Genomic DNA, 25,843 nt, shown 5'->3' with positions numbered 1-25,843 from the left:
TCATTAGCCTGGCCCGGTAGGCGCTGAGCTCTGCTTAGCCATGGATGACAGGGGCAAGGCGAGAGCTTCCCGCAACGACGATGTAAACTGCAAAACGCCCTCCACTGGCCCAAGGCCCCCGCGTGCGATGGTACGCTGAGGTTGGGACTGCAGGTCGGCAATGACAATTTGGGTGCCGTTATTCTGGCAGGTGGCAATCAGCTTGTTGAGGGCAGACAAGCCACCCGCATCCAGAACCGTAACGCCATCCACATACAGTATAAATCCGTTTACATCCCTGGACAGCTCCGCGAGTTCGCCAAAAATCCGGTCTGCCGCGGCAAAAAACAGCGGCCCATTGATTTTGAATACACGCCAGCCTGTTGGCAGCTTTTCATTCTGGAGCCGTTTGCCGGTGGTGATATCGGTTACCTTGGTCATCTCGGCCATTTCACGCATGAAGAGCACAGCCGCCAGCAGAACGCCCGTGGTAATAGCTATTACCATGTCCAGAGCCACAGTCAGGGAAAAACAGGTAAGGAAGACCCAAATATCACTGCGCGGCGCAGTTTTCAGCAAACGCACAGCTTTCGGCGCTTCACTCATATTCCAGGCCACCATTATCAGCAGGGCTGCCATGGCAGGCATGGGCAAATAAGCCAGTACACCGGCCAGAGATACCAGAGCCAGTAGGACCACCGCGGCATGAATCATGGCTGCGACCGGCGATTCTGCACCGGCCCGGTAGTTTGCCGCAGACCGGGCAATGGCAGCCGTTGCTGTGATGCCCCCGAAAAACGGCACAATAATATTGCCAAGCCCCTGCCCCATCAGCTCACTGTTTGCGCTGTGACGCTTGCCGGTCATGCCATCCAGCACCACCGCACAGAGCAGGGATTCGATCGCACCAAGCATGGCAATTGCAAAGGCCGCCGGCAACAACTCACGCACCATGCCCCAGGAAAACCCAAGCGGGTTGCCATCGGCGCCTGTCTGCTGCCAGGGCCAGGCAAACTCAGGAAGAAACGGTGGAATACCGGCTCCCGTACCACCCCCTGGCAATAAATAGCTAAAACGCGACCCTATGGTGTCTACCGTGGCACCATTGGCGTTGAGCCAAACTGCCAGCATGCTGCCTATAATCACCGCCGGCAAATGCGGCGGCACCGGCGTTCTCAGGCGCGGCCAGATCAGCATAACTCCAAGGGTAACTCCGGCTACAAGCGCACTCATGCTATCCAGCGCCGGGAAGTGCTGCGCCAGCACAGCCAGTTTGTCCCAGTAATGCTCCGGCATGCTCTCCACAGGCAAACCAAACAGGTCTTTTACCTGCAAGGTAGCGATGACTACGGCGATACCACCGGTAAAACCAAGCGTGACGGATTCGGGGATATACTCAATAAAACGCCCCAGCCTCATAAATGCCATGATGATCAGCAGAACACCAGACATCAGAGTGGCGAGCAAAAGCCCCCCCAGGCCATAGGCTTGGGCGATTGGGTAAAGAATAACCACAAACGCCGCGGTGGGGCCCGAGACACTGAAGCGACTACCGCCGGTCAGAGCAATGATAAAGCCGGCAATGAACGCCGTATAAAGGCCGTACTGTGGGGCAACGCCGCTGGCGATGGCCAAAGCCATGGCCAGCGGTATGGCAATGATGCCAACTGTGATGCCGGCCATGAGGTCGCGCAAAAAGCGGCGACTGTTGTAAGGTTCGTCAATACAGGCTTCCCGGAAGGCGTGGGCAAGCCGGAGTGAAAAAAGATGAGCGCGATGGGGCATACTGGCCTCGTGTCTGGAAATACATACAAGTAGCGAGGCCTTACATCATATATAATTTTTTCGTGAAAAGTTTATTCATCGCCGCACTGGCACTACTGACAAGCAGCTTGGCAGGGTGTGCAACCACGTCCTATTCCAGCGCAAGCAACACAGAGGCGAGGCCAGAGACTCTTTACGAGGCTCGCCTGGTGGATGCCAGCAGTGGCACGGCATTGAGCGTAGAAGCACTCGCTCAAAGGCTTGCCCACACAGATGTAGTTGTCCTTGGCGAGTACCACGGCCACCAGGCTGCGCACTTGTTGCAGTCGCAGATTCAGGCGGCTCTCTATCACCAGCGACCACTGCAGGTTTTAACCATGGAACAGTTCAACCTGGACTCCCAAACTGCAGTCGATGCTTATATGGATGGCGCTACCGGCGAAACCGAGTTCATTGAAGACAGTAACGCCTGGCATAATTACCGGGCTTCGTATCGCCCGTTAGTGGAGTTTGCACGTCATCATGGCCTGCCTGTAACGGCCGCCAACGCGCCAGCAGCCATCGTGCGTTGCGTTGGCCGGACAGGCCCGGGCTATCTGAGCAAGCTACCTATCGAAGACCGGGCACAATTGCCCGACAGCCCATTCATGGACACGCCTGCTTACCGGGAAAAATTTAACGCCGCGATCTCCAGCAGCCACGGTGCAACAGACGACGCCATGACGGAGCGCATGAACAATACCTATCAAGCCCAATTATTGCGTGACAACACCATGGCCAGCCGCATACTGTCCGCCCGCGAAGCACACCCCGGTGCCCAGATTATTCACACCACGGGTACCTTCCATAGCGAAGAGCATCTGGGAACCGTTGCTCTGCTCGAACAACGGGCGCCAGATGTTTCGGTTGCAGTGGTTTCACCCGTAGTATGGCCAACGGATACAAACAAGATGCCTTTGCAGGAAAATCGCAATAAAGGTGATTTTCTCTACTTCATCCAGCCTTTGCCGCAAGAGTTCCTTGATGAAGATCGCAAACATAAGGCGATGTCGACAAGGTTCCGGCACTCCGCTGAAAACACTTGCCAAGGAGATTCTCCATGAAAGCTATTGCAGCTCTGATTCTGGGCTTGAGCGCCATCATTTCAGCCTCATTGATCAGTGAAGGCCTCACCGACCTGCGCACCGGCGATCGCTATGTCACCGTAAAAGGTGTTGCTGAACGGGAAGTGAGTGCCGACCTCGCTTTATGGCCGATCAGGTTCGTAGCCACCGGATCAAGCCTGGGCGAGGCTCAGGAAAAAGCCCGTAGCAGCCGTAATACCATCATGGCTTTCCTGAAGCTGCAGGCCATTGCTGACAACGCGGTTGAGTTGCAACGGCTTGATGTTACTGACACCCGCGCTAATCCTTATCAGGACAACAATAGCGAACAGAAATTCATCATCAGCCAGACCCTGATGGTGCGCAGTGAGGATCTTCAGAAAATTCAGCAAGCGGCGCAGAGCGTCAGCGAGTTGGTAGATTCTGGCGTAGTGCTGTCTTCAGATTACGGTCCCAGCGGCCCGACTTATCTGTTCAACGGGCTGAATGAGATCAAGCCCGGCATGATCGCCGAGGCGACAGCTTCTGCTCGCGAAGCCGCCAGCCAGTTTGCCGAGGACGCCAAAACCGAACTGGGCGACCTGCGCCGGGCCAATCAGGGCGTGTTCCAGATCCTTGCGCGGGACCAGGCTCCGGGAGTTTCCGAGCAACAGCACCCGGTGAAGACCGTGCGGGTGGTTTCTACCGTTGAGTATTATTTACGGTAACCTGTCGCTTATTGCGTCTGAACCATCTCATCGGTCACATGATACTCACCCAATAGCCAGCGCAGTATTTCGCTGGCTGCCGGGTGATCATAGGCATCATAAGTCCGCATCAGGCTTTGCCGTTTTTCTTCACTGATGCGCCCCAGGCCGGCATCCTGCAACACTAGTAAATCTGCATGGAGCTGTTCTGCCAACTCCCGCCCAAGCACCTCCTTCGCAGCCTGGCGAAACGCCTGTCCGTACTGGTAGTCCGGCCCTTGGCGATAAGACTCAGCCAAGGTGATTGCAGGAATCCGGGTCAATGTGGGCTGCAGCGCCGGGTTTATGCCGTGGCCAGACAAATAGGCTCCATTCGCCGCAGAGCGGCCGGTAAACGCTCGGACATGCAGGTGTCGGGACATGCGATCACCATCATTTACCGGGTAATTATCCCAGAGCACCGGCTTACGCCCCAGCTGATCGCTCACTCGCTTGAGATGTCCGGGTGAAATCTCTCTGGAGCACACCTCCTCCCCCGTCCAGAACACCTGAACATCATGATTCAGCAGGCGACCAAGGGTTTCCAGGTAGCCCGGCGGGCGCTCACCGAACACCCTGTCCAGAACCGGATCATCAGAATAGTAACTGGGGCATAGTGAAAGCACGCGAGCCTGGGTGCGTTCCCGAATCCAGTGCATGATTTCCACTTGAGTTTCTGCAAGCCCCGGGGTATCAGCGTGCATGTCGTCAAACAGGATGGCCAACTCATCAATCCCGATACGATCAAGCAGTTCAATTTTCACGGCAAGGGCTTTGCGGGCAGCGTTGTCAAAGTGATTAAAGATTTCGAAGGGGCTCAGGCCAATACCAAATCGCAGGCCCTGCTTACGACAAAACCGGCCAAACTCCGCCAGCTCTGAAACCATTTCCGGCGGGTGAGCTTCCTGCCAGCGACGGCGCAGAAAAGCATCTGCCTTGGGTGCATAAAGGTAGAAGCCGTAACCGTGGGGCGCCAGTGCCTGCACCAGCTCCTTCCGCTCTTGCCAACTCCATACTGGCCCGTAGAAGCCTTCGATAATCCCCAGCGTTGTGCTCATGGCGCTCTCCCTATCAGCTCGGTGTATTAACACATGGTATACCTACCGCAAGCGAATGGCATATCTCATGCGTACTGCCGTCTGCAAAAGCAGCCGAATAGGCTAATCTGTGTTCACTGGACTGTATAAACACCCGATTGACGGAGTTGGGCCATGGAAATAAAAACCTTTGAAGACCTGATTGACTGGACCCGCCAACTGCACACTCACTTGGCACGGTGCCTGCGCGACGCGGCAGAGAAGCACAGCAACGAGCGCGCAAGTGCGCTTATGGACTACGTTGCCAGCCATGAAACCCTGCTGGCAAAAGCGGTAGCAGAATTCGAAAAGCAGGCCGACCCCAAGGTATTACAAACGCGGCTATATGATTACCAGAACCACAAACCGTTTACCCCTGGCGCGGCCTGCGACCCCCGGCTTGTAACCATGAGCTTTGATGACATAGCCAGAGAAATCTTTGCCTTCCACGATCAGGTTATGGAGCTGTATAAAACACTCATTGGCAAGGCGGAAATCGAAGGCGCAAAGACACTACTTGAGGACCTTCTCTCCCTTGAGCAACACGAGGCCATGCAGCTCTCCAGCCAGATCGGAAGAATGAGTGACCTTTGAAGCCGCCGCTTGGCCTAAGACCTATGTCTTATCCGGAACGTTTTTTCATTTTACTGCATCAACTTACTTGATAATGTAAACAAGTTGAAAGACCTCTTAAAAGAAGGTCAGGCTCGATCCATAACAATGACAAAAGGACACAAGAGCAATGAAAATCCGTTCCGTTCTATCCGCAGCGGCACTCGCCGTGGCGGCTACGCTCACTTCCGCACAAGCATTTGCCCAAGACACTTTTACGCTTAAAATGGCAGAAACCTGGGGCCCGAACTTCCCGATTTTTGGTGACACCACCAAGAACTTCGCCAAATCTGTTGAAACCATGTCCAATGGGCGCCTGAAAATCCGAATAGACTCTGCCAACAAACACAAAGCCCCGCTGGGCGTGTTTGATATGGTGAAGGCTGGCCAGTACGACATGGGCCACTCGGCTTCTTACTACTGGAAAGGCAAGGTACCCGAAACCCTGTTCTTCACCAGCATGCCCTTCGGCATGAATGCCATGGAGCAATATGCATGGTTCTACCATGGCGGTGGCATGGAACTGATGCAGGAAGTGTATGAACCCCACAATCTGCTGTCCTTCCCCGGTGGTAACACAGGCGTTCAGATGGGTGGGTGGTTCCGTGAGGAAATCAAATCCCTGGACGATCTGGACGGTCTGAAGATGCGAATTCCAGGGTTTGCCGGTGAAGTCTTTGCCGAAGTAGGTGTTAACCCAACCAACATTGCACCGGGTGAGCTGTACACCGCCCTTGAGCGCAACACCATTGATGCGGTTGAATGGGTAGGCCCCGCTCTGGATTTGCGTCTCGGTTTCCAGCAGATTGCTGATTACTACTACACCGGGTGGCACGAGCCAGCCACCGAGTTGCAGTTCCTGATAAACAAGAAGGTTTGGGAAAAGCTGCCGGCCGATCTGAAGGAAATCATGCGAGTGGCCATGCGCACAGCCTCCTATGACATGCTGGTTCTTTCCCAGCACGCCAACGCGGAAGCTTGGGCCAACATCAAGAAAGACTACCCGAACGTACAGATCAAGCAGTTCCCTCAGGATATTTTCCAGGCTATGTACAACGCCAACAAAAAACTCCTGAAAGAAGCGGCTGAAAGCAACGAACAGGCAGCCAGAATTATTAAATCGCAGCTGGACTACCAGGAGCAGAGCCGCGCTTACTCTAATATTTCTGAGCGCGCATACCTGAACACCATGGGCACAGTCGAGTAAGATAGGGGCTGAAGTGGAGCCGGGATCGCTCTGTGGGTGATCCCGGTTTTGTTATTTATAGAACTAGAAAAATCGCCACACTCTGGTGGAGGGTTGTGAATGCAGTGGATTATAAAACTGGACGAGAGCCTTGCTCGAGCATCCATGTTCTGCGGCTGGGTTGCCTGCGTCGCGATGCTGTTGATGGCCGGGAACGTGTTTTACGACGTTGTTGCCCGATACGCATTCAGTGAAGTGTCGATCGGCATGCAGGAAATGGAGTGGCACTTGTATTCAGTGGTATTCCTGCTCGGCATACCCTATGCACTGAGAACAGATGGCCATGTACGGGTTGATGTTTTTTACGCCCGTTGGGGCAGCAAAGCCCAGGCATGGGTAAATTTGGCAGGTGCATTGCTGTTTGTCATTCCATTCGCCTATCTGATTGGCATTTACGGCTACGATTTTGCACTCGACTCCTACAACATGGGAGAAGGCAGTGGTGACCCGGGCGGCCTGCCCCACCGCTGGCTTATCAAAACTGTTATTCCTCTCTCCGCATTTTTTATCGCGATTGCCGGTCTCAACATGGCGACCTACGCCCTGCGAGTTATGACCGGCGAAAAACAATACGAAGGTGAGCAAAGCGGAGGGGGGCTCGCATGATCGGCATGATTATGTTCCTCGTTGCCCTGTTCATGCTGATGCTGGGCTTCCCTGTTGCCTTCACATTTGGCGGCGTTGCATTATTTTTCGGTGTGTTTGCAGAAGGTATGGACCTGTTCGCTTTCATGCCTTATCGCATCATGAGTGTTATGAACAATACGGTACTGATGGCAGTACCACTGTTTATTTTCATGGGCGTTATTCTGCAACGCACACGTTTGGCTGAGCAGCTGTTAACGTCTATGGGGCGCTTGTTTGGCGGTCTGCCCGGCGGCCTGGCCATATCAACCATTCTTGTGGGCGCATTACTTGCGGCCTCTACCGGGGTTGTGGGCGCAAGCGTGGTAGCTATGGGCTTAATCTCGCTACCGGTCATGCTGGCTCACAAATATGACAAGCGCCTGGCAACGGGCACCATTTGTGCGGCAGGCACCCTGGGGCAGATAGTACCCCCATCGATCATTCTGATTATTCTGGGCGACGTTCTTGGCCTCCCTGTTGGCGACCTTTTCAAAGCCGCCGTTGGCCCGGGCATGGTTCTGATCGGGCTCTACATTGCTTATATCCTGCTTGTTACCCGCCTCAAGCCTGAGACGGCTCCGGCTATGCCGAAAGACGACAGCATTTCCCGTAAAAAGGAGATCACGAATGCCCTGCTGGCGATCATCCCGCCACTGGCTCTGATCGTTGTGGTGCTTGGTTCCATCTTCACAGGCATTGCGACACCCACAGAATCCTCCGCTTTGGGTGGGGTTGGCGCAATTATACTGGCCATCATCTACCGCCAGTTCTCATTTCAGATGGTTTGGGATGCCTCGAAAGATACGGTCAAAGTAACCGCAATGGTGTTTGCCATCCTGATTGGCGCCACGGCTTTCTCCATGGTGTTCAGCTACACCGGTGGCGATTACCTGCTGGAAGACTGGATGCTGGCACTACCCGGCGAGAAGTGGGGCTTTATCATTCTGGCCATGCTGGTGATTATGATACTGGGCTTTTTCATCGACTTTGTGGAAATCTCCTTCATCATTGTGCCCATCCTGGCTCCGGTGGCAGAAGCCTTGGGTATCAATATGCTCTGGTTTGCCATTCTTATCGCGATGAACCTGCAAACCAGCTTCCTCACACCGCCTTTCGGGTTCTCACTCTTTTACCTGAAAGGCGTTGCGCCGCCACAAGTGCGAACTGTCGACATCTATAAAGGGGTGTTGCCGTTTATCTTCCTGCAAGTGTTGGTACTGGCCATGATTGTCGTATTCCCCGAGTGGTTTGGCATGAGCTCCTCATACTGACCCACCAGGCAGCCGGGTCGCTCGACCCGGCTGCAACGCTCCCCCTTCTCCGCCTACCTGACAAACGCAAAACATTTTCTATACTGAACTGACAATCAATCATTCTCAGATGAGTATTCGGGACAGCCTTGGCGCAGAGCCGCCGGCCTGAGCAGCAAGGTTAAGGTATAACGAGGACTAATCCGTGAATCATAACAGTGCCCAAAAAAGTGTCGAAAAGAACACTCATACTGCTGGGCTTAATGAAAAAACCAACCAATCTCATGTTCTGAACCTGCCTTTACAGGATACCCACGTAGATCGTGCACCCCACACCCATGAGCGCTGGTTGGTCGCCAAACTCATGCGCATGGCAGGGTCCCCTCCCATTCGCTTCCAGCTCTGGAACAGCGATGTGATTGAGCCGCCAGGACAATCGGCCCGGTTTACCATAAAGCTTGCAGACCCCAAGGCTCTCTATGCGCTGGTTACCAACCCCAACCTGGCCTTTGGCGATCTTTACAGCGCCGGCCGCCTGGACGTTGAAGGTGACTTGCCAGAACTCATGGTCGCGCTCTACCAGGCTATCCATCAAGCCCGCCAGAAATGGCCGCGATGGCTTGAAGCCCTGTGGCGAAACCACGCCCCCAGATCCACAGGACTGCGGGAAGCCCGGGACAATATTCACCACCACTATGACCTGGGCAATGAGTTTTATCGGCTTTGGCTGGATCAGGCAGAAATGCAGTACACCTGCGCCTACTACGAACGACCCGAGCTGAGCCTGGAACAAGCACAGCTGGCAAAGCTGGAGCACGTGTGCAGGAAGCTCAGACTAAAACCAGGTATGACCGTGGTTGAAGCCGGGTGTGGTTGGGGTGGGCTGGCGCGCTACATGGCCCGGAACTTCGGGGTAACCGTTCACGCCTACAATATTTCCAGAGAGCAGATCACCTACGCTCGCGAGCAGGCACGCCAACAAGGCCTGGATAGCCAGATTGAGTTCATTGAAGACGACTACCGCAATATTCAGGGGCAGTATGATGCGTTCGTTTCGGTTGGCATGCTGGAACATGTAGGCAAGGAGAATTACCTCGAGTTGTCTGAACTGATAAAACGCTCACTCAGCCCGAATGGCATAGCGCTGCTTCACAGCATTGGCAGGAACAAGCCCATGCTGATGAACGCCTGGATTGAAAAACGCATTTTCCCGGGGGCTTATCCCCCCAGTATCGGCGAAATCATGGCTTTGTGTGAGCACAGCAGTTTTTCCGTGCTCGATGTCGAGAACCTCCGCCTCCATTATGCCCATACCCTTAGCGAATGGCTGGAGCGCTTCAATATGGCGGAAGCAGCAATCTCTGACATGTACGACGAGCACTTTACCCGAGCCTGGCGCATGTATCTGGCCGGCTCCATCGCTGCGTTCCGGGCAGGGTCATTGCAGCTTTTCCAAGTTGTATTCACCCAAGGTGACAACCATCAGGTGCCTGCAACCCGACAAGACTTGTACTACTTCCCCGCTGCGCCCGAAAACGTGTGAGGTTATCGGCTATGGACGCATATGACCTGATTATCGTGGGTGCTGGCCCAGCCGGATCAACACTGGCGCAAGCACTTGAGGATAGCGGCAAGCGCACCTTGCTGATCGACAAGCAGGCGTTCCCCCGGGACAAAACCTGCGCCGGCTGGGTAACACCTGCAGTTATTGAAACCCTCAACATTGACATCGCCGACTATGGGAATGGCCGAACGCTCCAGCCTATACGCCGTTTCCGGATTGGCATGATGGGTCAGCAGGCGATTGAAAACGACCATGGCAGCACTGTCAGCTATGGCATCCGGCGCTGTGAGTTTGACGACTACCTTCTGGCGAGAACCAGCGTGCCCAAACAGCTTGGCACACCCGTAAAAAGCATTATCCGAAAAGACGGTAACTGGCTGATCAACAACACCTGGTGCGCGCCATTACTTGTGGGTGCAGGTGGGCACTTCTGCCCAGTTGCCCGGTTGATTGGCGATGGCCCGGGCAGCCATGAAACCGTTGTAGCGGCGAAAGAAATCGAATTCGAAATGACCCAGGAGCAGGCCAAAGCCTGCGAAGCCAGGGGTGACACCCCGGAGCTCTGGTTTTGCAAAGACCTTAAAGGTTACGCCTGGGTGTTTCGCAAGGGCAATTACCTGAACATTGGCCTTGGGCGCGAAGACAATCACAAGCTGAACGAGCACTTACAGGATTTTGTAGAGGCCATGAAAGCTGCAGGCAGGATTCCTGCAGACTTGCCCGGGCGCTTCAAGGGCCACGCTTATTTGCTCTATGACCATGCCGGGCGGGCGCTGGTGGACGACGGCTTGCTGCTGATTGGCGATGCCGCCGGGCTTGCTTACACTCAAAGCGGTGAAGGGATTCGCCCGGCAATTGAGTCTGCATTGCTGGCAGCAGACGTGATCCGTCAGGCACAGGACTTCTCTGCCACCTCTTTGCAGGCCTACGGAGATGCGATAGCGGAGCGCTTCGGCCATCGTGGGTCCGGTACCGAGGAGGGGTTTCAGGTGCCGGACTGGATCAAGATGCCACTGGCAGGCACCTTGATGCGATCCCACTGGTTTACGCGCAAGGTGGTAACTGAAAAGTGGTTCCTGCATCAGGAGGTGCCGGCGCTGGCTACAAACTCCTGATACAGCGCTCTGTTTAAAGGGATTAAAAAGGCGGCCGATTGGCCGCCGGATAAACCTGTTTTGTCGAGCTTAGTGGCCCAGGTAACTGCGGTACATCCAGACCGTCTTTTCCTGCTGGGATATGTAATCGCTCATCAGCGCAACCGTTCCCTCATCTTCAGCGTCGCCCGCAAGGCTTAGTAGATCCCGCTGCTTGCCAATCAGCTTCGCAAAGCTTTCGACAATGTTGTTCATGGCCGTTTTGCCATCGGCAACATCTTTCTGCTCCGGAATTTCCGAGCGCTCAATGTAAGTGCTGTATGCATGGGAAGGGCGATGCCCCAGCGTCAGAACACGCTCTGCAATCTCGTCAATCTTGAGCAGCAGGTCGTCATACAACTCCTCAAACTTCAAGTGCAATTCAAAAAAGTTAGCGCCCTTGATGTTCCAGTGGTAGGCGCGCACGTTCATGTAGAAAATCTGGTAGTTGGACAGCAAATCGTTAAGAGAGTCAGCCAGCTTTACAGTTTTTTCCTTATCCAGGCCAATAAAATTCTTAGTCATTGTACATCTCCTTCGTGGCTGTTAAATCGAACCTGAAAGCACTTTAGCCAAGGCTTCAGGTGTCCGTGAAGTTAAGTTATCCCATGCCATCCATAGCACAAATCAATACCGGCAAAAAACCTATACGCCGGGCCCGCAATCGGTGCAGTCGCCCTCTGGAGCCGGCCCAATATTGAGGTTTCGGTTGAGATCTCTCAGTGCCGTTCTCACACCCTCTTCAATAACCGGGTGGTAAAACGGCATTTCCAGCATTTCACTGACCGTCAACCGGCGCTGTGCCGCCCAGGCCAACAGGTGAGCTATGTGTTCCGCCGCTGGGCCAAACATCTCAGCCCCCATAAACAATCCGCTGCCATGCTCGGCGTAGACTCGCAGCAGACCGCTGTTTTTACCAATTACCCGGCTGCGGCCCTGGTTTTCAAAGGACACTTCGCCAACGGCGAAGCAGCCGCCGCAACGCTTATCCACCTCATCAATCGTCAAGCCTACACTGGCTATCTGGGGGTCGGTAAACACAACTGCAAGGGGTGTACTTCTCTTGCCGGCCCTTACATCCGGGTAAGCGGCCGCATTGTCGCCGGCAATTCGCCCTTCGTCGGCCGCCTCGTGCAGGAGCGGCAAATTGTTATTGGCATCCCCGGCAATAAAAATGTGGCTCTGCCCGCAACGCAGCGTGTGTGTATCGAACAAGGGCATGCCTCTTTCATCCAGTTCGATATCCGCATTCTGTATATCCAGCCCGTCGACGTTAGGCCTGCGCCCGGTAGCTGCGAGCAGATACTCGAAGGTTTCGGTTTTTTCGCCAACGTCACCGTCAGTAAAGGTGATCGCCACTCCGCCATCCACTCGCTCGACCCGCTTCACTTCGCCATCCGGGTCCAGAGGAAACTCTTCATTGAAGCGTTTGAGGGCATACTCGCGAATGCTGTCATCCTGGATTGGCCCCACAGCGCCACCCACTCCGAACATTCGCACCCGAACACCCAGGCGGCTAAGCGCCTGGCCCAGCTCCAGCCCGATCACTCCCGGCCCGAATACCACCACCGACTCTGGCAAGTCCTGCCAATCAAAAATATCGTCGTTTACCACCAGCCGGTCTTTAGCTTCTTTCAGGAAGCCCGGGATATTCGGGCGGGAACCAGTTGCAATAATAATGCGCTGGGCGTGAATTTCGATTTCATTATCGATAATGAGACGGTTGGGCCCGGCGAAGCGTGCGTGGCCCATGATTTTATGCTCCTCGGGGAACGCCTCTACGGTGCGCACAACCGAACCGACAAATCGATCACGCTCCGAGCGCACCCGCTCCATCACCCGTTTTCCGTCCACTGAAATGTTATCCGCAGATACGCCGAACTGGTCTGCCTGCGCCATCTGATACGCGTTGTCTGCAGCGGCAAGGAGCAGCTTACTTGGCATGCAACCCACTCGTGCACAGGTAGTGCCATACTGACTACCTTCAATCAGCGCAATTTTATCTGTAACTTTTCGCACACGACTGTAGGCAACCATCCCCGCCGTACCTGCACCAATAATGGCAACGTCTACTTCTCGCTTTTCCATAAAACAGTCTCCAAACCATTATTCCCGGGAGTCGGGAACCTGGGTGAAATTCTCAATCGTGATTACACCAGTATAGAAGCCGGAATTATTTTATTCGGTACGTGAAAAAACCGACGGCGGGATTTATGCTGACAGGCCTGCAAAGGTTTCGACAACCTTCGGGCTCTTTCCCACAAGCCGTTACTTGTACTCGTGGTTCAGCCTAGCTCAAATATAAAGAACTTAGAGAGAAACTTTCGAATGAACAGCTACTGGCCTGAATTTTTAACCGTTGCGCTGGTTCACTTGCTGGCTGTTGCCAGCCCAGGGCCAGACTTCGCCATTATGCTCCGACAGGCTCTGTGTCAAAGCCGTAAAAACGCACTGCTTACCGCAGCAGGGATTGGCGCCGGTATTCTGGTACATGTGAGTTACTCTCTGCTGGGCATTGGCTTGATTATCCAACAGTCGATTCTGCTGTTCACCATACTCAAAGTTGCCGGCGCTCTGTACCTTACATGGATTGCTATGCAGTGCCTGAAAGCACGAGCTGGGGGAATTTATGTGGAAACCGAAACGGGCACTCTGCAATCCGGAGTAGCCGCTCTACGCCTGGGTTTTCTCACCAACGCCCTGAACCCAAAGGCCACCCTGTTTTTTGTATCGCTGTTCTCGGTGATCATCAGCCCGGGTACGCCGGTGGCCATTCAAGCCGGCTATGGTGCCTATATGGCTCTGGCCACAGGGATATGGTTCACCCTGGTAGCGGTGTTTTTCACGCTGCCCGCCGTACGCAAGGGCTTTAACCGCTTTGGTCACTGGCTGGACCGACTCATGGGCGGCGTTTTGCTGCTACTGGCGGGCCAGCTCCTGCTTTCTACAGTGAGCGGAGCAGAGCCTCCGTCTGATCCCAGCTCAGGCATGGGTCAGTAATAGAGCAGCCGTAGCGCAGGTCGTCGCCATCGTTTTGCCGGCCGGCTTCCAAAAAGCTTTCCAGCATCAGCCCACGAATTCCGGTACTGCCGGCGTGCTTCTGGCGCATCACTTCGCGGGCGACGTCGATCTGCCGCTCCGACTGTTTACAGGCATTGTCATGACTGCAGTCCACCATGATTGCAGCACACAAGCCGGCATCAGACAGACTATGCGTGGCATACTGAATACTCGCTTCGTCGAAGTTGGTGATACCCCGACCGCCACGCAGCACAAGGTGTGTATCCGGATTACCCGGTGTGCTGACCATAACAGGTGCGCCATGGCTGGATACACCCAAGTGATGATGCGGGTGGGCACCGGATTGCATTGCGTTGATAGCCACGCTTATTCCGCCATCAGTACCATTCTTGAAGCCGGCAGGCATGGGCAGGCCGCTGACCATTTCACGGTGAATCTGGGATTCGGTGGTACGGGCTCCAATGGCTGTCCAGCTCACCAGATCGCCCAGGTAATCCATGGCAAAGGGGCTCAAAGCCTCAGTGGCGAGCGGTAAGCCCATGTCAGCCAGATTAAGAAGCAGCCGGCGCGAGCGCAGCAAGCCTTCGTTCAGGTCGCCGGCGCCTGTGCGTTCAGGGTCGTAAAGCAGCCCCTTCCAGCCTACGGTGGTTCTTGGCTTTTCCAGGTAGGCTCGCATTACAATCAAAAAGCGATCACTCACTGCATCAGCCAAAATCTTCAGTTTTTCGCCGTACTCCAGCGCCGCAACCTCGTCGTGAACCGAACACGGCCCCACCACAATTAACGTTCGATCGTCTGCGCCGTGCAAAATATTACGTACCGCTTGCCGGTGCCCGCTCACCTGCCGGGCAAGCCGCTCATCAACAGGCAAGCCCTCGCGCAGCTCAGCCGGCGTTGGCAGTGCAGTTTCCTGTCGGTGCGGTGCGGCGGAGCTCTGCACCTGGCGTTCCCCGGCTGTGTTTAAAGGCATGTTCATATCTGTATTCCCGTTTCCCTGCTTCAGAATCAAAAAAGCCCCGGCTGAGCTACAGTCGGGGCTTTCTGAGTCCGACGGCAGCCTGGTTTTCGCCGGGCTGCCATCCTCGTTATTCGTTTGGTGAAGATGTTATGGGCGGCCCTGGCTCTGGCTAAAATAGCCATAACCAAACCACCAAAAAAACACAGCAGCGACTGCCGCCATCGGTTTATGGCCGAAAGCTTGCAGAACATTCAATTGACAGATCGCTTGTGTCGTCTTCATGCTTATCAATATATACCCCCGCTTTTCAACTTGGCAACCCGTAAACCGGATTATTTAGCAAACAAACCGGATTTATCGGAAAGATGGGAACCAGATATGGCACTGAACTTACGGAATTTCAGCTTCCTGCTTTTTTTTATATCCGTGCTGGCGCTTGCTTCCGGCACAGGTTCAGCACACGCAGAATCCCGGGCTTACCAGCTCAACAACCGACCCGCTGCAGACGTTGCCAGCCAAGTCAGAGAGCTTTATCAAGGCGAACCTGTTTCCGTTATCGCTCGGGGGCAACAGATTGTGGTTCGCGGCGAGCAGCAACTGCTGGATGAAATCGCCACCCTGGTCAACACCCTTGATGTCGCCCCCGCCCAACTCCGTATCACCGTGCGGTCTACAGAAGATATAGGCGGCAAGCGCTCCGGCGGCGGCGTCACCACCACGCGTAACACGGTTGGCGCAACCGTGGAGCACCGGGTTACCAGTACCGGCGGCTCACGGGAGCGCAGCCTGGTGGTTATGGATGGGCAATCCGCTCATATTACATCGGGCCAGGTACGCACACTTCCCTTCGCTGTGCGTGGTGGCAGGAATCCGGCCGCTATTTTAACCCAGGTAGAAACACGCAGCGGGTTCGTGGTCAGCCCACAGGTGATCTCAGACCGCGCGGTGGAACTGAACATTGTCTCTTTTGAGGCCGATCCCGCGGAACTGGAAGGTTTTGAAACTCAAGCACTCGTCACCATTCGCAGAGTGGAACCTGGCCAATGGATCTCTTTAGGTAGCACCTCAACCCACTCCACCAGCAGGCAATCAGGCATTGCTTACAACGTGAAGAGTAGCCGGTCTGACAATCGAAGTTTCGAGGTCAAAGTCGACGTAATGCACTAGGGTTTACGCTCTGTTGCGAAGTAATACACTCTTGGCCTCATTGATTTTTGCTGCCAGATAATCGCTCCCACCCCGATCCGGATGCAGCTTCTGTATAAGGCGGCGGTGCGCCAAAACCACATCTTCCCTTGAGCAGGCTGTGGTAACGCCCAGTATTTCACAGGCCTCTCTCTCGGTCATATCTCCACCCCGGGCCTGCCCCGCCCCGGCGCGCTCCGCATTTGGCCCAGTGCCATTCGCAGGGCCGGCACTATCCTGCCCCGTAAACAAACGATTAAGCGCCGGGAAGAAGCGGGCCAGTTCCGGCAATCTGCGCAACAGTGGGATTAATGCCGCAACGGCGGCCGTCAGCACATGCACCCGGCCGGTTAAAACCATCACCAGCAGAAAGATCCCACCGATTATAAGAACCAGCTTCCAGGTTGCGGCTTTTTTCTTTACCGACGACAATTGTCCCCATTGCTTCAGAATTACAAAGACGGCCGCCGCCAGCGCAATTCCCAGTATCCAATGCATGGCTGATCCCTTACTGCTAAATAAACGTAACTCTGGCACCTAGTGTAACGACAATGTTAGCCAAAAGTACCTACAAACCGGTGACAACAGCACCCTGAATTTTGTAGCATGCTACGTTTTGTCGCGAAGATATAACTTCCGCACCCAAACAAAGATTTCCAGGACCTGAACTATGCGCACTGCTTCCCGCTTCCTGATCGCAATTATATTCCTTGGCGTGGTGCTTGGCGGCATCTTTGGCTACAAGTTTTACCAATTCGGCCAAATGAAAGAAATGCTGTCCCAGCCGCAGCCCCCTGCGGAGATATCCGCCACCGAAGCCCGCACCGAAAAATGGACGCCTTCTATCAAGGCCGTGGGCAGCATCAAAGCGGTGAACGGCATCAAAGTGGCTAACGAGGTGCCTGGCGTTATTGAAACCATTAACTTTGAGTCTGGTGATACCGTAAAACAGGGCGATTTGCTGATTCGCCTTAACACCGCCATTGATGAAGCTGCTGTTCGCACCCGCCGTGCAGAAGCACAGCTGGCTGAGCAAGAGTTCAAGCGCATCTCCGACCTGCTACCAAGGCGCGCGGTTTCACAATCCCAGTATGATGAATCAAAGGCAAACTTTGATGCCGCTCAAGCCCGCGTAAACGAAGCGGAAGCACAGCTCAGCAAAAAGGTTATTCGCGCCCCCTTTGACGGCACATTGGGCATTCGCCTGGTCGACCAGGGCGAATACATTGCAACTGGTACGCCGATTGTTGAGATCAACATGCTCGACCCGATCTACCTGGATTTCACCCTGTCTGAAAAGAATCTTCAGAGCGTAGACCGTGGCTATTCTGTCATCGCCACAGTTGCCGCTGTTCCAGAACAAGAGTTTGGGGGCGAAATCAGTGCAATCAACACGTCAGTGAACCCGGAAACCCGCACCGTGCTTGTGCGCGCCAGCCTGAGCAACCCGGAGAAACTGCTTCGGCCAGGCATGTTCGCAACCATACAGACCCTGCAACCAAACGATGACGACGTGGTGACGGTTCCCCGCACCGCAGTGTCCTACAACACTTACGGTGATTTCGTATTTGTTATTGAAGAGAACGACGAGGGCGCTCTGATTGTCAACCGCCGCAGCATCACTGCAGGCCCGACCCGTGACACTCGTGTTGCGATTCTCTCTGGCCTTGAAGCAGGCGAGAAGGTGGTTTCCAAAGGACTGTTGAGACTCCGCGCCGGCCAGAAGGTCAATATCCAGGACGAAGGCCAGGAAAAGCAGCCGCAGGAGGCATCTGAGTAATGCGATTCACCGACATTTTTATCCATCGTCCCGTATTGGCGACGGTGGTTAGCCTGCTTATCCTGCTGCTCGGTGCCCGGGCCGCCATGGAAATGGAAATCCGGCAGTATCCGGAGCTCGAAAGTACAACGGTTACGGTCACCACGGCCTACCCTGGCGCCAGTTCCGATCTGATCAAGGGCTTTATCACCACGCCCCTGCAGCAAGCCATTGCTGAAGCAAGTGGTATCGACTACCTGACATCCACCAGTTCCCAGGGCAAGTCGACCATTGAAGCCAAGATGGTGCTGAACTACGACGCCAACGCGGCACTTGCCGAAATTCAGGCCAAGGTGGCCAGCCAGCGCAACGTGCTTCCCGCGGATGCCCAGGACCCGGTAATCACCTCCACTACCGGTGACTCTACGGCACTGATGTACATTGCCTTCTACAGCTCGGATATGGCCGTTCCGCAAATTACCGACTACCTGACCCGAGTGGTGCAGCCCAGGCTGCAGGCCCTTTCGGGCGTGGGTAAAGCACAACTCCTTGGCCGTGAGTTCGCCTTGAGGGTCTGGCTTGACCCGGAACGCCTTGCAGCTGTAGACATGACACCCAGGGAAGTAGTCGCCAAGCTGCGCGCCAATAACTATCAGGCGGCCGTCGGTAATACCAAAGGCACCTACACTGAAGTAAGCATGACCAGTGACACCGATGTGGCGGATCCGGATGAGTTCAACAACCTGGTGGTCAAACAGGCTAACGGAACTCAGATCAGGCTCAAGGACATCGCTCGCGTTGAGCTGGGATCACAAACCTACAGCGCGCTGGCACTGTACAAGGGCCAGCCAGCCACCTATGTGGCCATTGAACTGGCACCAGGTGCCAACCCACTCACCGTGGCGGGCCTGGTTAAAGACGACCTTCCGGATATCAAAAGCCAATTACCCGGCGATCTGGATGTTCGACTGGCCTACGATGCTTCAGACTTCATTGAAGACTCCATCAGCGAGGTTATCCGCACACTGATAGAGGCCATGGGTATCGTTCTGGTAGTTGTGTTCCTCTGCCTGGGGTCCATCCGCGCTTCCATAGTGCCTTCAGTTGCCGTTCCTCTGTCGCTGATTGGCGGCGCCTTCATCATGTTGATGTTCGGCTTTTCTCTGAACCTGCTGACGCTATTGTCCATGGTTCTGGCCATCGGGCTGGTGGTGGATGACGCCATCATCATGGTGGAAAACGTACACCGGCATATTGAAGCGGGTGAGTCGCGCTATGAGGCAGCGCTCCACGGCGCACGGGAGATGGCGGTTCCAATCATTGCCATGACCACTACTCTGGTGGCCGTTTACGCGCCTATTGGCTTTATGGGTGGCCTTGTTGGTTCCCTGTTTACAGAATTTGCGTTCACACTCGCCGGCACGGTGGTAGTCTCCGGCGTCATTGCGCTGACCCTGTCCCCCATGCTTTCGGGCAAGGTACTCAAACCCCACGGCAACCCCGGCAAGTTTGAGAGCTTGGTGGAGCGCACATTCAACGGTATTTCATCGGGATATAAAGCGGCTCTTGGCTCGCTGATGCAGACCAAATCTGTGGTGGTGTTTTTTGCGCTGATCGTATTGGGCTCCATCTACTTCATGGCAATGATGAGCCAGAACGAACTGGCACCCACAGAGGATCAAGGTATTTTGTTCTACCAAGGCCTCGGGCCCCAGACAGCCACGCTGGACTACCTGCTTGAGCACGGTGAAGAAGTTCAGGGCCGCCTGGCAGAAACCCCCGGCTACGCTGAAGACTTCATGATCGTGGGCATAACCGCACCCAACGCAGTATTCGGCGGTTTCAAAATGGAACCCTGGAGCAAGCGGGAGGTCACCCAGTTCGAGGTTCAACCCCAGCTTGATGCCACACTCAAGCAAGTAACGGGTCTGCAAACCGCAGCTTTCGCGCCCCCCGCCCTCCCCGGCTCAGGTGGCGGCCTGCCTTTCCAGTTCGTGATCACCACGGGGAGCAGCTATGAGCAGTTGGACCAGGTAGCCGATGAGTTGTTAGGCAAGGCTATGGGCAGCGGTAACTTCATGTTCCTGCAGAAATCCATCAACTTCGACCGCCCGGTTACGCGCATCAACGTGGATCGCGACCGGGTTGCCGATCTTGGGCTCTCAATGCAGGATGTCGGTCAGTCGCTTTCCAGCATGCTTGGCGGCGGATACATTAACCGCTTCAGCATGGAAGGCCGCTCGTATCAGGTCATCCCTCAGGTGGACCAGAAGTTCCGTCTGGATGAACAGGCATTGAACGATTACTATATCCGCACTGGCAAGGGCACTCTGGTGCCACTGGGCAGCGTGGTGAGCTTTACCCATGATGTAGAGCCTTCCAACCGTACACAGTTCAACCAGCAGAACTCACTCACCCTGCAGGGTGTGGTTATGCCCGGTGTTGCTGCAGGTACGGCTATGGACTTCATGGAGCAGACCGCAGACGAGGTGTTCCCACAAGGCTTCACTTACGACTACACCGGTCAGAGCCGGCAGCTGGCCAACCAGGGCAGCGCACTGGTTGTCACCTTCTTCCTGTCGCTGCTGGTTATCTATCTGGTACTGGCGGCGCAATTTGAAAGCTGGCGTGATCCGTTCATCATTCTGGTTTCTGTCCCCATGTCGATAGCTGGCGCAATGGCCTTTATCGTACTGGGTTACGCGACCATGAACATCTATACGCAGGTAGGCCTGATTACACTGATCGGGGTTGTCTCCAAAAATGGCATACTGATAGTTGAATTCGCCAACCTGCTGCAGAAAGATCGTGGTTTGAACAAGGTTGATGCAGTTATTGAAGCAGCGGCTATTCGCTTGCGGCCAATCATAATGACCTCTCTGGCGCTGATCTTCGCCATGGTGCCACTGCTGGTTGCCTCTGGCCCGGGCGCAGAAAGCCGCTTTGCCATTGGTCTGACAATCAGTGCCGGCTTGGGCATTGGCACACTGTTCACGGTATTTGTGCTGCCTGCGTTCTACATCCTGCTGGCTCGTGATCACAATGAAGGAAATGAAGAGCGGATTGATGATCCAAAACCCTTACCAGTGAATTCGTAACGGGTAGCGGAGATGCTGAAAACCCGGCTCACTGAGTGGTGAACCGGGTTTTTTATCGCTTCAGCCCTGTGCCAACTCTTCACAGGGCAGTTCTCTAGCCTCAGCACCCAGCAATTGATGGCGACACTGAATCGTTTTACTGGGCAGCCCGGTGAACCCACACGAATGCAATGTCCGGAACCCTGGTGCAAACTTCTTTCATTAAGCGAAAAGCCAGAGACCGGTTCAAGAACCCGAAACAGATGTTTGCTGCGTATTTGATCGAGACGAAGGTAAGCTTCCAGCTCAGATTTGATTGTCATGTTCCACATTTATCAGGTAAATCGGAGGCTTAGCACGTCTACCCTGTGGCGTTTCTTCTCACGACAATCTATTGCAACCATGCTCACTACGATGGCCAGATCTTGCAAAGCACTTCGAGGTGAGCCTGAACATGGCTTTTTATTGATATGAATCGACTATGGTTGCCCTTACCGCTTGCCAAGGCTGAGGCGTGGCCATCAGGAACCCTTGCCCACGCTCACACCCCAACTTCTGCAGTTCCTGATACTGGGACTGGGTTTCAATGCCCTCAGCCACTAACTCTAACTCCAACGCCTCCCCAATCCCTATAATGGCCGACACGATCCGAGAATCACGATTCTTTGTAGCCAGACTGCTGATAAACTGCCGGTCGATCTTAAGCACCTGCACGGGCAGTTCCTGCAAATAAGCCAGGGAAGAGTAGCCGGTTCCAAAGTCATCAATGGCTATCAGCACACCCTGATCCCGGAACGCTCGGAGGCTATCCAGGCATTGGCCGGACAGCTGCATAATGTGCGTTTCAGTAATTTCGATTTCCGGCACCCACCCTATCTCGCGGATACGGGCAAATAACGGCCCTATCACCAAGTGCAGCCGGGCATCAGTCATCTGACGTGCGGATATATTAATCGCCAACCGAAACTTTCCAGACAAGTCCGGAGGATCGCTTCGCAAGTCCGACAGTATTGCGCGCACCAGCTGCTGCGTCATTTCATGAATCTGGCCACGGCGCTCTGCAAGCGGTACAAACTCGGCAGGCGATACTGGGCCAAACTCTGGATGATTCCAGCGTAATAAAGCCTCCATACCCACCACCTTACCTGAGCAGAGATCATACTGGGGCTGATACACCACATGGAATTCATCCGTGGATGTCTTGAGTGATGTGGTCAAAGCCTCAGAGAGCTGTTGCGCTCGGCGGCCCTGTTCGTCCTCTATCTCACTGTATATGCGGAAACAGGCCCGGCCTGCCAGTTTCGCAGCATACAAGGCCCGATCTGCCTTCTGCAAAAGCTCAGCACCACTTTTCCCATGGGTTGGATAAACCGTTGCTCCGACGGACGCAGAAAGAAAATACTCCCGATCGCCAACGACTATCGGAGCACGAAAGGCTTGAACCATTCGCTGACAGACTTCGTTTAGCTCATCCTGCCCCGACAACTCAACAATAACGGCAAACTCGTCACCAGACAGCCGAGCCAGCACATCATCTTTGCCCACCACACTCTGGATACAGAGGGCAGCTTGCTGCAGCACACCATCGCCAAACTCGTGTCCATGCAAATCATTCACCGATTTAAAGAAGTCCAAATCAATAAACAGAACGGCTAAACGAGCACCTTCCCGTGCACGCTGGCTGACACGAGCCTTCAGAAATTCTTGAAAGAGTAAACGATTGGGGAGTTCCGTGAGTGGGTCGTAGTACGCCAAAGAGGCAAGACGCGCATCTGCACCGTCTCTTTTGCCCATGTCCATAAACATGCCAACATAACCACGCTGCCCTTCGGAGCCCATCGAGTAGATGCTAAGCCACTGAGGGTATATCTCACCGCTTTTTTTACGGTTCCAAACCATCCCCTCCCAGCGCCCGTTATCGATCAAAGAACGCCACATGATCTGGTAAAAATCCGGAGCGTGGAGGCCAGCGCTCAGAACCGAAGGTGACTCACCCATCACCTCATCGGGCTGGAAACCGGTTACGGAATGGAACATGCGATTCACATAGGTGATTCTGGGCTCTTTATTGGCAATCATGATGGCGCGTGGGTATTGATCCACCAAAACCCTGAAATCTGCTTGTTGTTCGAACTGCATGAATCATCTGCTCCTGATATTCCTGTCCCGCTATATTCAATTCACTACACACCCTCAGCGTAGAGGAAAACCAAATCCTGATTGTCCGGATTATGAAAAAGTGCGCGCTTCGTGCCTCCCAAATAATAACCATAAATGAACACAAGTTCATTATTTTTAGTATATGGATATGCAGCTAAGTGCTTTTCATCGCAAACGAGCATCAAATGGTTTTATGTGCGGGCTAATGCCTGCAAAGCAGTGTCACAATAATAAGAATCCAGGATGTGATATGCGTAGAAACGAACCGGTTACCCAGAAAGAACAAACCTACCCCGATGACTTCAATCTCATCACCACCACTGACTTGCAAGGCAGGATTACCGCTACGGATGAGGCGTTCTCAAAGGTTTCTGGCTATACCGTGGAAGAGCTCATAGGCCAGCAAGGCTCTCACCTCTACCCTCAAAGACATCGAAATAATTACCAGCTGCACCCATGAGGATGCCAGCGCAACGGAAGAGCAGTCCACCCTCAGTCTTCAGGCACAGCAACAGGTAAACCGACTGCTTGCACTCGGAGATGAATCCGTTCGCAGCAGCGAAAGCGTCCGGCAGGAATCAGAAGATCTCAGCAACAGCGTGGACCAGGCACAACTTCTGGCCAGCCACTTCCTGAAAATGCTCTCTGCCCGATTACCGGCAGGCCGAATCGGAACGCCGGCGAAACCCTAAAGATTCCCCGATCCTTCGCAATAGGGTAGTCTGGCGCTCTGACCCGCTGATTATTCCGGAAAATCGTCGCTATCGTGTTGTTATCATGACTTTAGGCACACTGTTCTGGCTATTTATTTCAGCCTTTGCTATCTGGTACTGGTGGCGTGCCAAGGCCATCAAGGATTCTGTACTCCAGGCCGCTCACCGCTACTGCAAAACCATGGACGTTATGCTGCTTGATGATGCCATCTATTTGCGCGGCATCTGGTTCAAGCGGGATGACCAAGGCCAAATCCGCGTTTGGCGACGCTTTATGTTCGATTTCACATCCACCGGCGAAGAACGCTATAGCGGCAGGATTATCATGCTCGGCGCTCGGATACAGCACATGGAGCTGGACCCACACCGATTCTCCTAACCCGCACTGGTTAAAGCCCGGTTTTAGCCACCCATTATTACTACTGAAACATCCCTGTAATATTTCTGCCTCATTCTTCCCGCAACTCTAACTATCTGTTGCGACGAGGCTTCACTATGATGCAGCTCCACTCACTCCGGCTGCGGAGCGCCCTGCGGGGAATATTCTGCCTTTTATTTGTCTTCAAAACTCTTTCTGTCCACGCCGAAGACATGGAGATTCATGGATCCAACACAATTGGCGCTGAGCTTGCCCCCCTGCTTGTTGACGGCTTTCTGAAAAATCGTGGCAAGGGTCCGGTACGGGTTCTTGGCAACGGCAAAGAGAATGAGAAACTCCTGATTGGAGTTGAGGGCAGCGCGCCCTTGCGAGTTCTGGTAGCCGCACACGGTTCCAGCACTGGTTTCGAGGCATTGGAGGCAGGAAAAGCAGACGTATGGGCCTCATCCCGCCCAGTCAAACCTGCGGAAGTGCAAAAAGTGACCGGCCGCGCCAACCTTAAGGATCCCCGAAGCGAGAATGTTATTGCCATCGATGGCCTAGCGGTGCTGGTTCATCGGTCAAACCCAGTCAATCAGCTGGACACCAAAACTCTGGGCAGAATATTTTCGGGGGAGATCAGCAACTGGTCAGAGGTCGGTGGTGCCAACCTACCCATCCACTTGTACGCTCGGGATGATCGTTCCGGGACTTGGGATACTTTCAAGAGCCTGGTTCTCGGTAAGCGCTACCCTCTTCACCTTTCAGCCAGACGCTATGAATCGAATGACCGGCTTTCAGATAGCGTTAGTGCGGATCCCGGCGGTATTGGATTTTCCGGGCTTACTTCAATTCGCAATAGCAAAGTACTGGCGATATCAGATGGCGAAGCTCCTGCACTAGCACCATCCAGGCTGACGATTGCCAGTGAAGATTACCCTCTCTCAAGGCGCCTGTTTATGTATACGCTTGGCGATTCAGCCTCACCGATGGCAAAGGACTTCGTTGAGTTCGTACTGAGTGAAGAAGGTCAGGCACTTGTATCAACATCAGGCTTTGTTTCCCAGAACCCGCTGGCTGTTAAGCCCGACTTGGCCGACAACACCCCATCGACCTTCAAGGTACTAACCAGAAACTACAGTCGACTGACCGTCAACTTCCGCTTTTCTGAGGGGCGCACCAATCTGGACAACAAGGCACAGAGAGACCTGACGCGAGTAGCTGAATACCTCAGCAGAGAAAACCGAAGCGCTGATGACCTGATGCTTATCGGATTTGCCGACCAGCAAACCGATGAGTTACGCGCCCAGATGATCTCGGAACTGCGTGCGCTTTCTGTACGAAAGGCGCTCTTTGGTCACAACGTTCGGGATGTCCGTTACACCGGTTACGGGCATTATATGCCTGTGGGCATGGCTGGCGGTAAAAGTGGCGAACAGCGAAATGGACGGGTAGAGGTATGGGTTCGTGATCTCTAGCTGAGCCGCTGCTTCGGCAATCACCTATCCGCTTAGTGCCCCCAGATATGTTTGG

Annotated in this window: 22 protein-coding genes; 15 read left to right on the top strand and 7 right to left on the bottom strand. The window is 54.3% G+C overall.

What is annotated here, in order from left to right; translation table 11 throughout:
* Positions 1-3: 3 nt before the first annotated feature.
* Entirely contained in the window at positions 4-1,764 is a 1,761-nt protein-coding gene (dauA, locus tag CDH47_RS01535) for a C4-dicarboxylic acid transporter DauA (RefSeq protein ID WP_100638066.1), read from the bottom strand.
* 62 nt (positions 1,765-1,826) lie between these two features.
* On the opposite strand from dauA, the gene CDH47_RS01530 reads away from it, so the two are divergent.
* On the top strand, positions 1,827-2,846 hold the full coding sequence (locus tag CDH47_RS01530; RefSeq protein ID WP_338037991.1) for a ChaN family lipoprotein: 1,020 nt from the start codon (positions 1,827-1,829) through the stop codon (positions 2,844-2,846).
* Complete coding sequence (locus CDH47_RS01525) at positions 2,843-3,553, top strand: SIMPL domain-containing protein (RefSeq protein WP_100638065.1); 711 nt, start codon at positions 2,843-2,845, stop codon at positions 3,551-3,553. Before CDH47_RS01530 ends, CDH47_RS01525 begins: the two co-directional genes overlap by 4 nt.
* Before the next feature lie 8 nt (positions 3,554-3,561).
* Here the strand turns inward: CDH47_RS01525 and CDH47_RS01520 are convergent, their stop codons facing one another.
* Positions 3,562-4,629 carry a beta-N-acetylglucosaminidase domain-containing protein gene (locus CDH47_RS01520; RefSeq protein ID WP_100638064.1) on the bottom strand — a complete coding sequence of 356 codons (1,068 nt, stop codon included), beginning with the start codon at positions 4,627-4,629 and terminating at the stop codon, positions 3,562-3,564.
* A gap of 153 nt (positions 4,630-4,782) precedes the next feature.
* Here CDH47_RS01520 and CDH47_RS01515 point away from each other — a divergent pair, with 153 nt between their 5' ends.
* The 6 genes from CDH47_RS01515 (at position 4,783) to CDH47_RS01490 (ending at position 11,061) form a co-directional block, all read left to right on the top strand.
* Positions 4,783-5,241 (top strand): ATPase, encoded by a 459-nt coding sequence (locus tag CDH47_RS01515; protein ID WP_100638063.1) that lies wholly within the window; start codon positions 4,783-4,785, stop codon positions 5,239-5,241.
* A 148-nt stretch (positions 5,242-5,389) separates the two neighbouring features.
* Positions 5,390-6,466, top strand: a complete 1,077-nt coding sequence (locus tag CDH47_RS01510) for a TRAP transporter substrate-binding protein (RefSeq protein ID WP_100638062.1) — start codon at positions 5,390-5,392, stop codon at positions 6,464-6,466.
* Positions 6,467-6,565: 99 nt separating this feature from the next.
* Entirely contained in the window at positions 6,566-7,111 is a 546-nt protein-coding gene (locus tag CDH47_RS01505) for a TRAP transporter small permease subunit (protein WP_100638061.1), read from the top strand.
* Positions 7,108-8,403: a TRAP transporter large permease gene (locus CDH47_RS01500; RefSeq protein WP_100638060.1), complete on the top strand. Its 1,296-nt coding sequence runs from the start codon at positions 7,108-7,110 to the stop codon at positions 8,401-8,403. Before CDH47_RS01505 ends, CDH47_RS01500 begins: the two co-directional genes overlap by 4 nt.
* Positions 8,404-8,587: 184 nt before the next feature.
* Positions 8,588-9,925, top strand: coding sequence for a class I SAM-dependent methyltransferase (locus CDH47_RS01495; RefSeq protein ID WP_100638059.1), 1,338 nt, complete (start codon positions 8,588-8,590; stop codon positions 9,923-9,925).
* A gap of 11 nt (positions 9,926-9,936) precedes the next feature.
* A complete protein-coding gene (locus tag CDH47_RS01490; RefSeq protein WP_100638058.1) occupies positions 9,937-11,061 on the top strand; it encodes an FAD-dependent monooxygenase in 1,125 nt (374 codons plus the stop codon).
* Between the two features lie 69 nt (positions 11,062-11,130).
* Here CDH47_RS01490 and CDH47_RS01485 read toward each other — a convergent pair whose 3' ends face one another.
* Complete coding sequence (locus tag CDH47_RS01485; RefSeq protein ID WP_100638057.1) at positions 11,131-11,604, bottom strand: Dps family protein; 474 nt, start codon at positions 11,602-11,604, stop codon at positions 11,131-11,133.
* A 120-nt stretch (positions 11,605-11,724) separates the two neighbouring features.
* The gene (locus tag CDH47_RS01480) at positions 11,725-13,167 is read right to left on the bottom strand and encodes a dihydrolipoyl dehydrogenase (protein WP_100638056.1); all 1,443 of its coding nucleotides are present in this window, start codon (positions 13,165-13,167) and stop codon (positions 11,725-11,727) included.
* A 240-nt stretch (positions 13,168-13,407) separates the two neighbouring features.
* On the opposite strand from CDH47_RS01480, the gene CDH47_RS01475 reads away from it, so the two are divergent.
* A complete protein-coding gene (locus CDH47_RS01475; protein ID WP_100638055.1) occupies positions 13,408-14,079 on the top strand; it encodes a LysE family transporter in 672 nt (223 codons plus the stop codon).
* On the opposite strand, the gene CDH47_RS01470 is transcribed toward CDH47_RS01475, so the two are convergent.
* Positions 14,024-15,076, bottom strand: a complete 1,053-nt coding sequence (locus CDH47_RS01470; protein ID WP_100638054.1) for a 3-deoxy-7-phosphoheptulonate synthase — start codon at positions 15,074-15,076, stop codon at positions 14,024-14,026. The genes CDH47_RS01475 and CDH47_RS01470 overlap by 56 nt on opposite strands.
* 360 nt (positions 15,077-15,436) lie before the next feature.
* Between CDH47_RS01470 and CDH47_RS01465 the strand changes: the two genes are divergently transcribed.
* On the top strand, positions 15,437-16,225 hold the full coding sequence (locus tag CDH47_RS01465) for a secretin N-terminal domain-containing protein (protein WP_100638722.1): 789 nt from the start codon (positions 15,437-15,439) through the stop codon (positions 16,223-16,225).
* 3 nt (positions 16,226-16,228) lie between these two features.
* Here CDH47_RS01465 and CDH47_RS01460 read toward each other — a convergent pair whose 3' ends face one another.
* Positions 16,229-16,741: a J domain-containing protein gene (locus tag CDH47_RS01460; protein ID WP_100638053.1), complete on the bottom strand. Its 513-nt coding sequence runs from the start codon at positions 16,739-16,741 to the stop codon at positions 16,229-16,231.
* Between the two features lie 172 nt (positions 16,742-16,913).
* Here CDH47_RS01460 and CDH47_RS01455 point away from each other — a divergent pair, with 172 nt between their 5' ends.
* Both CDH47_RS01455 and CDH47_RS01450 read left to right on the top strand, forming a co-directional pair.
* Complete coding sequence (locus CDH47_RS01455; RefSeq protein ID WP_100638052.1) at positions 16,914-18,023, top strand: efflux RND transporter periplasmic adaptor subunit; 1,110 nt, start codon at positions 16,914-16,916, stop codon at positions 18,021-18,023.
* The gene (locus CDH47_RS01450; protein WP_100638051.1) at positions 18,023-21,100 is read left to right on the top strand and encodes an efflux RND transporter permease subunit; all 3,078 of its coding nucleotides are present in this window, start codon (positions 18,023-18,025) and stop codon (positions 21,098-21,100) included. The genes CDH47_RS01455 and CDH47_RS01450 overlap by 1 nt, the downstream gene beginning before the upstream one ends.
* A gap of 441 nt (positions 21,101-21,541) precedes the next feature.
* Here CDH47_RS01450 and CDH47_RS01445 read toward each other — a convergent pair whose 3' ends face one another.
* A complete protein-coding gene (locus tag CDH47_RS01445; protein WP_100638050.1) occupies positions 21,542-23,218 on the bottom strand; it encodes a putative bifunctional diguanylate cyclase/phosphodiesterase in 1,677 nt (558 codons plus the stop codon).
* A 271-nt stretch (positions 23,219-23,489) separates the two neighbouring features.
* On the opposite strand from CDH47_RS01445, the gene CDH47_RS01440 reads away from it, so the two are divergent.
* The 3 genes from CDH47_RS01440 to CDH47_RS01430 all read left to right on the top strand — a co-directional run bounded on the left by CDH47_RS01440 (position 23,490) and on the right by CDH47_RS01430 (position 25,788).
* Positions 23,490-23,699: a PAS domain S-box protein gene (locus tag CDH47_RS01440; protein WP_100638049.1), complete on the top strand. Its 210-nt coding sequence runs from the start codon at positions 23,490-23,492 to the stop codon at positions 23,697-23,699.
* A gap of 317 nt (positions 23,700-24,016) precedes the next feature.
* Complete coding sequence (locus CDH47_RS01435; RefSeq protein ID WP_100638048.1) at positions 24,017-24,331, top strand: DUF3301 domain-containing protein; 315 nt, start codon at positions 24,017-24,019, stop codon at positions 24,329-24,331.
* A 116-nt stretch (positions 24,332-24,447) separates the two neighbouring features.
* Positions 24,448-25,788 carry a substrate-binding domain-containing protein gene (locus CDH47_RS01430; protein WP_239985542.1) on the top strand — a complete coding sequence of 447 codons (1,341 nt, stop codon included), beginning with the start codon at positions 24,448-24,450 and terminating at the stop codon, positions 25,786-25,788.
* Positions 25,789-25,843 lie beyond the last annotated feature (55 nt).

Source organism: Marinobacter salexigens (assembly GCF_002806945.1).
Lineage (GTDB): Bacteria > Pseudomonadota > Gammaproteobacteria > Pseudomonadales > Oleiphilaceae > Marinobacter > Marinobacter salexigens.
This window is presented reverse-complemented; position numbering and strand designations above follow the sequence as displayed.